Source organism: Denitrificimonas caeni (assembly GCF_027498055.1).
Classification (GTDB): Bacteria; Pseudomonadota; Gammaproteobacteria; order Pseudomonadales; family Pseudomonadaceae; genus Denitrificimonas.
The window spans coordinates 851866-864774 of record NZ_CP114976.1 but is presented as its reverse complement, the minus strand read 5'-3'; the positions used below and the strand labels follow the sequence as shown (position 1 = coordinate 864774).

Sequence of the window (12909 nt, the reverse complement as noted above, 5' to 3'; positions counted from 1 at the left end):
CTTTAAAATCAATATGTTCGGCAAGAACTTGATTAGAGAGGGCCACTCGCCATGGGTGAAACACTACCAAGCTGGAAACCATCCTGCAACTTATCTGTTTCAGTACAGCTCAGTGAACGGAAAACCAGTAGTGATGCCGGTGCATTCTTGCTGCGCGAGGTGCTCGATCGCAGCGGTGTGATTGAGAGCTTGGATCGGCAGTTGCTTGATGATCGTGACCCCGCACGTGTGCAACATAGTTTGTCCAGTCAGCTTCGTACTCTGCTGGTTCAGCGTGCGCTGGGCTGGGACGATCTGAGTGATACGCAAACACTAGCAAACGACCCAGTTTTGCAGCTGGCCTGCAGCGATCAGCGCAGCACCACGCCACTAGAGCAGCCCCGTCCTTCGCAGCCAACCCTGTCGCGTCTTCTGAATCTGTTGGCCACAGATATCAACCAGTCTGCATTTCATGACGGTTTGCTCGACATGGCCATGTGGCGACTGTCTTCGATGCGCAGCGGCAAGCCATTGTCATCGATCACGTTGGATGTCGATGGCCTGCCCATTGAAACTTTTGGCCAACAAGTCAGAACGGGCTACAACAGCTATGTTGGTTATTCACACTACTCACCGCTGGTGGCTTCTATCGCTGAAACGGGCGACATGGTTGGCGGCCTGTTACGAGAGGGAAACAGCGGTTGTGCAGTACAAGCTGAGCACTGGATTCCCAAGCTGGTTGAACGGATTGCCAAGACAACCGGCACCAAGGTCAGAGTTCGTTTTGATGCGGGCTTTACTGGCAACCCAACACTTTCGGCACTGGATGACGCCAATATTGAATATGTTGGTCGATTGTCCAGCAATACCGTACTTGAGCGCGAAGCGGCACACTATCTCAAGCGCCCAGTGGGTCGGCCAACCCATCAACTACGCGAGTGGTGCCATGAATTTTACTATCAGGCACAGTCTTGGGAGAAGCCGCGCCGCATTATTTTAGTGGTCTGCGAGCAACCGGATGATCTGTTTTTAAAACATTTTTTCCTAGTCACCAGCCTGGACTGGAAAGACTGGACACCGCATAAAATTCTGCAGCTGTACCGCAAATGCGGGAAAGCTGAGGGGCACATGGGCGAACTGAAAGACACGCTCAACGTGCACCTATCTTCTACCTGCCGTGGTGCGTCTACCGTGCAACAGGTGATGGGCCGCAATCAGGTCAGCCTGCTGCTGAGTCTCTACGCTTATCAGATGCTGCACAGTCTGCGAGCGCTGATGGAGCGCGTCACACAAAAGGGCTGGAGCATACGCAAAGTCCGCGAGCAGATCCTGAAAACAGCAGCGACCGTGGCCGTGCATGCGCGAAAAATAGCAGTTCATATCGGACAGTCCGGCGGCAAATGGTGGCCCAGTCTGCTTAAAAACTTGCCTCGACTGCATCAGGCTCAAACTTAAACCGAGGCACGCAACAAACAGGTTATCGGCTGAACGGCTGAGGTTTTATCTTGCCTAAATGATAAGAAAAGCTGTGAAAGAGCTGAAAACAGGCACAAAACCTTTCTGTTTTTACGCTGACAAAGTAAATACACTACCGAAAATCGTACCCCCCCAGCCCGAAAACGGTTAGAGGGTCATCAAGCTGCCGAAAATGAGTCACTTTGAGAGCTCTCATGAATAAGACGGGTTATATAACAACTAGAACTAAAACTTACATAAAAACTGAAAATCATAAAATAACTGTAGCTCATCTATTATATTTGTGTTAAAAACACATGAAAGACAGTAATAGACTTCTATTACGACACACTTTAAATACAACACTTTAAACTAAAAAGGAAAAAACTTAACTATGAAAGTACTTTTTATCATTCCTGATTACAGTGGTACAGGTGGTGCAGAAACGGTTATTAATACTGTTTGTACTGAGTTAAAAAATAGAAAAATCAAATACCATGTATATATAGCTGCAAAGCATAAAATAAAAAACGAAACTACGAATTTAAAATGGCTAGAAAGTATAAAACACTCTAGAGAAAACTTTAATTTAAAATTTAAAAATCTGAATGAGTTATTTCACTCACTTAAAATAAAAAAAATAATAAGAAACGAAAAAATTGACAAGATAATTACAGTCGACGGCAAAGGAATAAGCTTAGCCAGAAAAGCCATAGGAAAAAACAACAAGGATATCATGCTCTTTTCTTGGGCCCATATCACAACCCAGAAAGTTAAAGGTAATAATTTATTTAAGAAAGCCGATCACCATATAACCATTAGCAAAAAGATATCAGATCAAATAGAAAAAATAGGCGTTAACAGAAAAGACATTACTACTGTATATAACCCTATTTACCCACAAGAAAGCACCATCGCATTTAATTCAAAAAACTTTTTATTTATGGGCCGCTTACGGGAAAGTCATAAGCAAGTCAGTACAATTTTCTCTGCATTAAGTAAAGTAAGTGGCGAGTGGATATTACACATAGTTGGCGATGGGCCAGACTCTGAAAAATACAAGCATCAAGTTAAAGAACTGGGCATAGAAGACAAAGTAATCTTCCATGGCTTTATCGAAAACCCATGGGTCTATATCAAAAAAAACATAGAGAGTGTCGGCGCATTACTTTTATCGTCTAGAATAGAAGGATTCCCAATGGTTTTATGCGAAGCCATGTCTCATGGTATATATTGCATAAGTTCCGATTGTGAGACCGGACCAAATGAAATTATAGTAAAGAACATTAACGGCCAGCTATTTGACGTAGGAGATGATAAAACTCTTAGTTTTCATATCCAAAATATTATTGATGAAAAAACAAGCATTGACCAAAATAAAATAAAAGATTCTATAGCTCATTTGTATACTGAAAACTATATGAACAATCTAGTTGAAATATTATATATAAAAAAATAGTAGCCTGCCTAAATACCATAAACTGCAAAGAGAAATATGTACTAACAACTATTTTTATAAATCTCTTCAATTCGTTCCTTTACCTTTAAGCATGAGCTGTCTGAACTTTGAAAATCACGCAACTTACCAGGTATCAAGTATACCTGGTCAAGCCAAGCAATAAAATTATTAGTCAACAACTTATTATAATATATTTTATCAGGCGCTGATATTATTGAATTAAATACATCTAAACTTTCAGCATGAGAAACAAGCCCATCAATATTATAACAAGCATCACCTAAGGTAATAACAGGCTTTCCCAGCAGCAAACTTTCAATACCAACTGTTGAGTTAAGCGTAATAACTGCTTTTGAATTTTCAATAAGATTTTGTGTGTTATGCGAATTTGCAAAAACAATCAATTTATTTCTATTATAGTAATTATCAAGCCTAATATTTGAACTTGGATGCTCTTTTATAACAAACTTAAAACCATTAGGTAAAAACCCTATACTTTTCTCCAAAACCTCATAAAACTCTTCCATAGACCGAATCCATGGCGAGTTTAATAAAACCTGAGTATCAGTGGGAACTTGAAATGGAACAAAATAATATTTCTCAGGTAACTCTACAGCATCAAATTCCGACTGTATAACTTTCGGTGGCCGCTGGACAAGTGTTTTATTCGGACTGTTTTTATTTTTTGAAACAAAATCCATATAAAAACCAGAGTTACGCGGCATTGAGTTATTACAATTAACACCTCGACCATCCAACTGTATAGTGCTTGGTAAAAAACCATTTTCTATATAAGCTATGGAAACACCCTGCTGCTTACACCAATCAATAACTGGCGTCTGCCTATAACCTGCACCATTTCTGACAAACAATACATTCGCTTTAGCTCTTTCAAACTCAAAAATGAATTTAGAAAGAACTCTATATATCCTTAAAACCAACAACCACTTATATAAAAAACCAGCCCCCCCACCCCGAACTTTATTCTTTTCTTGCTGTAACTCTATCCAGTTCGGTATACAAGCGCGATTTTTAACCAACCAGCGCCCTGCCTTAACAAAGCGACCCAGTATTCCTGGGCGTTTTATATTAATAACAGTACCTTCCAACTCTGTTTTCTTGCAAAGCAATTGATATTGTTTAGTCTGCCTTTTACTTTGAGAAAGAAAAATTATCTTGATGTGTGGTTTGCTAAATTTCTTCAAAATATATATCTCTTAAAGTCATCTCAAAAAGCCAGTTATAACAACTGGCCAGCAGCTAAATTAGCGTTTATACAGCTTATCAACCCTGCGGTTTCACCACCAAAATATCTTCCATAATCAAATACTGCAGATCCGAGCCATAGAACATATCCAGCGCATCTTTTGGCGAACACACCATGGCTTCGCCGCGGCGATTGAGGGAGGTGTTGAGTGATACACCATTGCCAGTGAGCTTTTCCAGCTCCACCATTAAGTCGTACCAGCGCGGGTTATATTGGCGCTCTAGGACTTGCGCGCGGGAGGTGCCATCTTCATGCACCACTTCTGGTACACGCTCTTTCCACTCGTCACTGACTTCAAAGGTAAAGGTCATAAAGGGTGATGGGTGATCGATTTTCAGCATCTGTGCTGCCACTGTATCCAACATGGATGGGCAGAATGGACGCCAACGTTCGCGGAATTTAATTTGTGCGTTAATTCGGTCGGCCACATTAGGAATGCTTGGACAGCCAATAATTGAACGTCCACCTAAAGCGCGTGGACCAAACTCCATACGGCCTTGAAACCAAGCCACAGGATTGCCTTCTACCATGATTTTGGCGATGTGCTCAGGGACGTTATCAATTTTTTGCCATTGTGGCTGACCTGGGTGCTTAGCACAGGCAGCAATCACTTCTTCATTGGTGTACTCAGGGCCAAGATAGACATGCTCCATTTTTTCCACTGGTACGCCTTTTCTTTGGGAAATATAGGCTGCAGCACCCACTGCGGTACCGGCATCACCGGCCGCTGGCTGGACAAAGAGCTCTTTGACTTCGTCACGGGCAATGATTTTTTGATTGAGTTTAACGTTCAGCGCGCTGCCACCAGCAAAAGCAATACGACCGGTTTCTTTAATAATATCGCCCAAATAATAATCCATCATTTCCAGCGACAGCTTTTCAAACAGCGCTTGTACGCTGGCGGCGTAATGGATGTAAGGATCATCGGCAATATCACCCTCACGCTTAGGGCCTAGCCATTCGATTAACTTAGGCGAGAAGTAAAAACCTTTACCCTTTTCTTTATAACGGCGCAAACCCACCACGTTGGCGTATTCGGTGTTAATCACCAGCTCGCCATTTTCAAATTTTGCCAAGCGTGATAAGTCATACAGATCAGGATCACCATAGGGTGCCATGCCCATCACTTTGAACTCACCATCAAGCATTTCAAAGCCTAAAAACTCGGTCATAGCGCCATACAAGCCACCCAAGGAGTCAGGATCATAAAACTCTTTAATCTTATGAATCTTGCCGTTTTCACCGTAACCAAAGAAAGTTGTAGCGTACTCACCTTTACCATCAATACCCATAATGGCAGTTTTCTCGGTAAAGCCTGAGCACAAGTAGGCACTGGCAGCGTGAGCCAAATGGTGCTCAACTGGTTCAATTTTAACTTTTTTCAGATCAAAACCCAGTTGCACTAAGCACCATTGGATTTTTTTGTAGTAACGATAGAAGCGGCGATTACCGGCCAGCAGCGCATCTAAAGCGCGCTCTGGTGCATACCAGTAACGTTTGGCGTAATGCCAGCGGGCTTTTTCTAAAATGCTGATGGGCGCAAAAGGAATAGCAACCACATCCACATCAGCTGGGGTAATACCTGCTTGCTCTAAGCAAAACTTAGCGGACTCATACGGCATGCGATTTTTAGCATGTTTGTCGCGTACTAAACGCTCTTCTTCAACGGCTGCAATCAACTTACCATCGATATATAAAGCTGCCGATGGGTCATGGCTGAGTGCGCCAGATAGGCCGAGAATAGTAAGTGCCATGGGTCTTTTTCGCCTCTTAGTCTTCAGGGCAGCTGCTAGGCAACTGCGGTAAACGCTGATCGAGTAATGTGTACAACGGGCTGTCTTGCGGCCAATTGCGTAATAAACGGGTACGGTCTTTCATATAAGCGCGGGCAAAACTACCCGTGCGCTGATGCTGCTGCATAGCATCTAAATCAATTAAATAGCAGCGTTGTTGGTGCCATAAAATATTGTGGCCCTTTAAGTCGCCATGGCTGATTTTCTCACGAATAAGCGCATTCAATAGAACAACTAACGCATTTATTTCGATTTCAGGCACAGCGCCACTGTCTTGATAACTCGCCAAGCGATCGATTATATCCTGCTCGCCACAATATTCACTAATTAACCAGGCACTGCCACGTAAACCGCAGAATCTATTTTCGATGACTGCCAAGGGTTGTGGCGTAGCAATACCTAGGACGCGCAAACGATGGCCCGCTTGCCAGCTGTGCCAAGCACGACTGGGACGCCAAAAACGTTTACACCAATGTAAAACATTTTTAATGTTATAGCGCTTCACTACCAGTGTGTGTTGACTGTGCTCAATCCGTGCAACAGTAGCAGCGCCGCCAGTTTTATAAATATGCCCAGAGGCAATACTGGCATCAAGGTTCGACAGCAGCGGCTCCAACCAGCTTTGCGCAGCACGCCAGATCACGCGCAAACCAAAGCCATTAATCTTGGCGCTAAATAAGCTGCACTCACGGCCTGACTTATTTAAATAATCTTTCACTCGCCACTGACGAATACTGAGAATCTGCTCGTGTAGACGCTCTAAACGCAAGGCATGCTCACCATTGACCAGTAAATAGTGCAGCAATAACTCTTCAAGGTGAGCATCAAAAGCACTGGGTAACTGGGCAAAAAACACTGCTAAATTAGCCACCGCTTGCTCTGAGGACAGCGGCTTGCCGGCCTGCTCACTTTCGACACCACCGCCATCGACCACGTAGACTTGATCACCTTGCTGTAAGAGGTTATCTAGATGCAAATCACTTTGCCAAAGCCCACGTAAATGCATCTGTGCGACAGCGCTCAAGGCCTGGCCAAGCACCGCAGTTTGGCGCTCGCTTAACGGCTGCTCAGCACTGCAGGCCAGCCAAGCTTCGGCAAGGCTCTGTGCATCCTCGATAAACTCAAATAAGAGGTAAGCACTGCCATCTGCTTGCTGCTCAGCTGCTAAAATTGCCGCGCTGTTAATCTGCTGCGCAATCAGCAGTTGTGCACCAACCTGCTCGCGCTGATACTGGCGGGCAGCTTTGCGACCAATAAAGACTTTGACTAAGACATTACGGCCTTGCCACTGTGCTTTAGCAACATAGCGCTGCCCAGGCAAAACCCGTAGCCACTGCTCGACCACGACTGTTTGGCCATTATCCAATGTTAGCGTTAACGGCAGCTGCGGTGCCCGTCCACTTAATTGAATGAGTTTCATCGGCGCGCTGCCTTGTCTTTGCGGCGAGCATCTAAGCGCTCCAGCCAGCGGGGAATATCTTCAGCTCGGTGCAAATAGCTGTGCAAGAACAACTCAGTTTCACCTTGTCCCCAGACATGTTGTGAGCGACGAAATAAGGGTTCTAAATCCTTGACGCGATCACGGCGACCAAAGAGTAGCGGGCGGGTTTTCTCTAAGTCGATCAACTGCGCAGTAAAACCTGCCGCCTGCTCCTGTAAAAAAATATGCTTGGGGTAGAAACAGCCATGCACCTGCCCCGCCTGATGCAGGGTTTTCGCCAGCTTGGCACAGGCTTGTACAACCCCCAGCTGTTGCATGTCGGTTAGCCCTGACCATTGCTGCTGCCAATGCTCTAAATCATCCCAGCCAGCCAAGGCGTGGGTCAATAAAATAGCTTGGCGCTCGCCATTGTGTTGGCGTTGAGCAAAGAACGCGGCTCGCAACGCAGGAATACCCAGTAACTGATAGCGCTGGATATTGCGCATTTCGCGAGCAAAAGTGGGCTCACCCAAAGGTTTTTGTAGGCTGCGGGTTAAGTGATTAATCTGCCGTTTTAAGTAAAACTCTTGCTCGCCAAGCGTCAGTTTCGCCACGCTGCTCCAACCACCACGCTCAGTATTGGGTTCATCCACAGCCTCTAGCTGCAAATCCCACAGCGCGGCGAAATTATCCAGCTGATGCACCGCCAGCAGTTCGGCAACTGCAGGATCCATAAAGTCTTTCATTCGCGCCCCTCAAAAAACCGCACAATCTTGCCGATCTGTTGCTTATCTTGAGCGCTGAGTCGTGTTTTTTGCTTATATTGCAAATAAAAACGTAAACGCTGAGTATTGCTCAGGTGGTATTTCGCAACTTTATCAAGGCAAGCTAAATCTTTAATGATGCGGTAACGCAGCATGGGACCCCACCAAAAAGTACCTGCTGGGCAATCAATTAAATACACCTTGGCTTGCTCATCAACCAACAGATTGCGCCACTTTAAGTCATTATGGGTAAAGCGGTGCGCATGCATAATGCGCGTGGCATCGGCAATTTGCCGACTAACCTTGTGCAACCAAATAGGGTCTTGTAAAAGAGGACTGCGCTGATCGGCTAAATCAGCCAAATCACGGCTGTTGGGTATTTCGCGAGTAATCATTGCACCACGGACAAAAGCACCCGCCTTGCGTTCTAAACCTTGCGCAATCACTTGCGCAGTAGGAATCCCCCACTTGGCAAAGCGTTTAAGGTTCTGCCATTCGGCTTTAACTCGCGGGCGGGCAGCATAACGGCGCAAACCTTTGCCCGCACTGCGATAACGCTTTACATAATACACAACACCATGGCGCGTCACGCGAATCAGCTCTGAAATGGGGTCATAGGTGATGCGCTCACCCTGCAACGCAAACACTTGCTCAAGGCTACCAAAGTCAGCGTGTAGCGCTTGATAATCTGCAGCCAGTTGCCAACTCGACATTACAACGCATCTCCATAGCGCTCTTTACGCGCATACAGTTTAGCGGCCTTGCTCTCCAACCAAGCCAATAGCTCGGCCTCGTCGTGTAAAATATCCACTAACGGACGCTGAAAGTACTCTCGTAAAAAGCGTAATTTATCGCGCTGGGTTAAACCAATATCGAGCGCAGAGAAATACAGCGCCGCTAAGTCTTTATTGCGCCAGCGCTTGGGTGTTTTGTCTCGAGTTTGTGCGCGGTGCAAGTCAATCACGGATAAACGAAAAGATTCTGCACTAATGGGTTGATCGGTATGCAGTAAAAAGTGGCAGATATAACAATCGCGGTGGTTGACCCCAGCACGGTGCATCGCCCCGACCATCTGCGCTACCCGAGCAATCAAGGCCCGCTTTAAAGCTGGCTCCGGCGGTTGGCTACGCCAGTTAAGGGAGTAGTCTTCCAAACTGATGGTTGGTGCCAACTCTTCAGTAATAATAAATGAGTGCTGCTGAGCTGGATTATTACCGCGCATGCCAAAACCAACCGCAGTCATGGTGGCGATTTTGTGCTGTTGCAGACGCTCAATAGCAAGCAGTTCTTGCTCAGCACCCAGCACCGGAGCTTTAGCCGTTAGCCAGTTCTTAAAAATCTCAGCCCAGCCAACCCCGCGGTGAATTTTCACAAAGTAGCCACGTCCAGCAACCTCGGTACGCAGCGTGCGCCGTGCTTCCAGTTCGCGGTACACCTCGCCTTGCAATTGTTCCACGGCGACAAACGCATCTTGTCCTGCCCACAGGCTGGCAAAGGGTTCGTCTAATTTAAGCTTCATGGTGACTCCGCTAAAATAATATCAGCTGCGTGCTGTGGCATTGAGTACAGATTGGCTGTTTTGGCATAGTCCAGCGCATTAGCTGACCAGTCTGCACGCAACCCAGCATCAGTTAAAATATGCAGCAAGGCTTGGTTGAGTTGCTTTTGCTGAAACGGACTGGGCAACACCTGACCACAGTCGGCATCTTTAATGTAGTGGGCGTAGCCACAAACATCGGTCACCATCACCGGCAAGCCAGACACCAAAGCCTCTAACAACACGGTACCGGTGTTCTCATTATAAGCTGGGTGCATTAACAAATCCGCGCCCAACAAAAAGCGCGGGATATCACTGCGGCCTTTTAAAATATCCACCTGCTTAGATATACCTAAAGCCGCAGCCTGCACCACAAAGGGTTTAGGATTATCTTGACCAATGACTATCAGCCGAGTACGTTCGCGCAACTCTGTGGGTAAGCTTGCCAGCGCTTTTAGGGTGCGGTCTAAACCTTTGGTTTTAAAGCCGGAACCGACTTGCAATAACAAATACTGATCATCACGCAAATTAAACTCAGTACGAAACTCGGCACGAACCTCATCCGCATTAATAGGTGCGCGCCGATCCCGAGCAATACCCGGTGGTAACAAATGGAAGCGTTCAGCTTGAGTTTGATAATGCTTAATAAAAAACGGTTGCTGTACTTCAGAAATCATCAGGATTTGGGTTTTTGACTCGGGGGCAAAAACTGCGCGTTCATAACCAGAAAAATAGCGATAACGGTTGCTATAGCGATACAAGGGATTACGCAAAGTTTGCGCTTTTTCTTCGTAGCAGCCATCTGCCGCATAATAGAAGTCCAGACCCGCCATTTTATTAAAGCCAATGACTCGGTCCACCGGCTGCTGCTGCATATCTGCTTGCAGCCAGCGGTGAAACTTTTCATTGCGATGATGATTGGAAAAGGCCTTCACCGGCCCAATCCGCACATCAAAACCATCGGGAATATCACCCTCCCAGATCAGCGTATAGACACGTATTTTATGGCCGCGCTGCTGACACTCCAAGGCAATGCGCATAAAGTCACGCTGCAAACCACCAAAGGGGAAGTATTTATAGAGGATAAAAGCAAGCTGCATCAGCACTTTTCCTTATTTGCGAGGACAGGCTCTGCGCTATTTATTTGGTTCTGTTGAGGGTTGCTTAACATGGGTTGCAGTACGTCAAACACCTGTTCAGCGGGCAAACTGGCAAAACACTCAAGGTGCCGATCGCCAGAACCGGCATTAGGCCCTGTCGCACACAAATGCACCTGACCCTGCCCATAGGCGCCGACTAAGCCGGGTAAGGTCGGCCCGTACAAAGAAACGCAAGGCACATCCAGCGCCGCAGCTAAATGCCCCAAGCCGGTATCCACTGCCACGCAGGCTTGCGCACCAGCAATCTGCGCCGCCACGCCGGTTAGATTCAACTTCGGCAGCACCTGTACACCCGCTAAATTCTCGGCAATTGCATGGGCGCGGGCCTCTTCCGTGGCATTCCCCCAGGGAATACGTACAGCTATATTTTGCTCAACTAAACGTTCAGCCAAGGCTCGCCACTGTGCTTGCGGCCAGTGTTTACTGGCCCAGGTGGTGCCATGCAGAAATAGCACATAAGGCTCTAGCGGCTGTGCGGTGACCAGCTTGTCACGGTGTAAACTGTATTCGCCCAGCTCAGCTGGCACAGCGTAATTGAGCGCCTGCGCAAACAACTGGCGAAGTCGCTCCACCGCATGCAAGCCTGGGGCAACGGTAATCTGTCGGTCATAAAAAAAGCTCGCAATGGGCTCGCGCACACTTTTACGACTAAAGCCCGCCACCGGCGCTTTAAAACCGCGGGTCAGCCATGCACTTTTGAGCAAGCCTTGCGCATCAATCACTAAATCATACTTTTGCTGGTGCACCCGCTGTTTAAAATCATGCCATTCGCCGTTACGCCAAGTTTGCAGAAGATTTTTACGCCAACGCCGTATTGCTACGGGAATCACTTGTTGTACCGCGGGATGCCAGTGCGGTATTTCCGCAAAGCCTTCTTCAACAACCCAATCAAATTGAATTTTTGGATTGGCACGCCAAGCATCCGTCAGTGCCGGCAAAGTATGAATAATATCGCCCAAGGACGAGGTTTTAATTAACAGTACACGCACTAGTTTTCAGGCTCTTGCAAGGAGAGAGGGGTACCAACAAGCTCAGTAATTGCGGCAATGACTCGCTCCGACTTCAGCAAGCGTAAGCAGTCATAGTGGCCGTAGCGACAAGTGCGATCAAAACACGGACTGCACTCAATTCCGGTGCGCACCATAGCAACTTTATCAGCCAAAGGTGGAGTAAACTCTGGCGAGGTTGAGCCATACACCGCCACTAAAGGCAGGTTCAACGCCGCTGCCACATGCATCAAGCCTGAGTCATTAGAGACCACCGCAGTGGCACAGGACATTAAATCAATGGCCTGCGCCAGCGAGGTTTCACCGGCTAGGTTATAGACCTCTTCACGTAAACCCGGAATTAAAAACTGTCGAATTTCTTCACCACCAGGATGATCATTTTTCGAGCCAAATATCCACACTTGCCAGCCTTGACGAATTTTCGCCTCAGCCACTTCGGCATAATGCTTAGCGGGCCAGCGTTTAGCATCACCAAACTCAGCACCAGGACACAGCGCCAATACCGGACGGTCACCTAACTGTAAAGCAAACTCAGTTAAAGCGCTGTCACGCTCAGCACTGTCAATTTGCAAACTCGGCTGAGGGTATGGCTTAGGCAGCTCAGCACCTGGCGAATAAGCCAACGCCATAAACCGCTCAATCATCAATGGATAGCGCTGTTTATCTAAGATGCGCAAATCATTGAGCAAGCCATAACGCATTTCGCCTTTCCAACCGGTACGCACAGGTATCCCCGCAAAGAACGGGGTTAACGCCGATTTCAGTGAGTTGGGCAGCAAAATTGCCTGATCATACTGGCCTTTAAGCTGCTTACCAATTTTACGCCGCGCAGCCAAATCGAGCACACCATGACCCAGTGGAAAACTAAGTGCTTGGCGCACTTCTGGCATGCGCTGCAAAATAGGCCGACTCCAATCCGGCGCAAGTACGTCAATGTTGCAACCAGGGTGCCGCTGCTGCAAACACATAAAAAGTGTTTGCGCCATCACCATGTCGCCGACCCAACTTGGGCCAATAATCAATATATTCATAGTGCAGAGTTTCAAGCATCTGAGCAGGCGCGGCAAG

The 12909-nt window shown here is 46.9% G+C and carries 11 protein-coding genes; 2 read left to right on the top strand and 9 right to left on the bottom strand.

The genetic code is table 11. The annotated features are described in order from the left end of the window. Positions 1–51 precede the first annotated feature (51 nt). Together O6P33_RS04125 and O6P33_RS04120 are read left to right on the top strand one after the other, a co-directional pair. Entirely contained in the window at positions 52–1434 is a 1383-nt protein-coding gene (locus O6P33_RS04125) for an IS1380 family transposase (protein WP_269818978.1), read from the top strand. Positions 1435–1828: 394 nt separating this feature from the next. Then, positions 1829–2893 carry a glycosyltransferase gene (locus O6P33_RS04120; protein ID WP_269818977.1) on the top strand — a complete coding sequence of 355 codons (1065 nt, stop codon included), beginning with the start codon at positions 1829–1831 and terminating at the stop codon, positions 2891–2893. Positions 2894–2934: 41 nt separating this feature from the next. On the opposite strand, the gene O6P33_RS04115 is transcribed toward O6P33_RS04120, so the two are convergent. The 9 genes from O6P33_RS04115 to waaF all read right to left on the bottom strand — a co-directional run bounded on the left by O6P33_RS04115 (position 2935) and on the right by waaF (position 12872). Further along, on the bottom strand, positions 2935–4098 hold the full coding sequence (locus O6P33_RS04115; protein ID WP_269818976.1) for a hypothetical protein: 1164 nt from the start codon (positions 4096–4098) through the stop codon (positions 2935–2937). Between the two features lie 79 nt (positions 4099–4177). Beyond that, entirely contained in the window at positions 4178–5914 is a 1737-nt protein-coding gene (locus tag O6P33_RS04110) for a carbamoyltransferase (protein WP_269818975.1), read from the bottom strand. A gap of 16 nt (positions 5915–5930) precedes the next feature. After that, the gene (locus O6P33_RS04105; protein ID WP_269818974.1) at positions 5931–7373 is read right to left on the bottom strand and encodes a lipopolysaccharide kinase InaA family protein; all 1443 of its coding nucleotides are present in this window, start codon (positions 7371–7373) and stop codon (positions 5931–5933) included. Next, positions 7370–8119, bottom strand: coding sequence for a lipopolysaccharide kinase InaA family protein (locus tag O6P33_RS04100; protein ID WP_269818973.1), 750 nt, complete (start codon positions 8117–8119; stop codon positions 7370–7372). The genes O6P33_RS04105 and O6P33_RS04100 overlap by 4 nt, the downstream gene beginning before the upstream one ends. After that, on the bottom strand, positions 8116–8850 hold the full coding sequence (locus O6P33_RS04095; protein ID WP_269818972.1) for a lipopolysaccharide kinase InaA family protein: 735 nt from the start codon (positions 8848–8850) through the stop codon (positions 8116–8118). Before O6P33_RS04095 ends, O6P33_RS04100 begins: the two co-directional genes overlap by 4 nt. Next, positions 8850–9656, bottom strand: coding sequence for a lipopolysaccharide core heptose(I) kinase RfaP (gene rfaP / locus O6P33_RS04090; protein WP_269818971.1), 807 nt, complete (start codon positions 9654–9656; stop codon positions 8850–8852). The genes O6P33_RS04095 and rfaP overlap by 1 nt, the downstream gene beginning before the upstream one ends. Then, positions 9653–10774 carry a glycosyltransferase family 4 protein gene (locus tag O6P33_RS04085; RefSeq protein ID WP_269818970.1) on the bottom strand — a complete coding sequence of 374 codons (1122 nt, stop codon included), beginning with the start codon at positions 10772–10774 and terminating at the stop codon, positions 9653–9655. Before O6P33_RS04085 ends, rfaP begins: the two co-directional genes overlap by 4 nt. Beyond that, entirely contained in the window at positions 10774–11823 is a 1050-nt protein-coding gene (waaC, locus tag O6P33_RS04080; protein WP_269818969.1) for a lipopolysaccharide heptosyltransferase I, read from the bottom strand. Before waaC ends, O6P33_RS04085 begins: the two co-directional genes overlap by 1 nt. Then, a complete protein-coding gene (gene waaF, locus O6P33_RS04075) occupies positions 11823–12872 on the bottom strand; it encodes a lipopolysaccharide heptosyltransferase II (protein ID WP_269818968.1) in 1050 nt (349 codons plus the stop codon). Before waaF ends, waaC begins: the two co-directional genes overlap by 1 nt. Positions 12873–12909 lie beyond the last annotated feature (37 nt).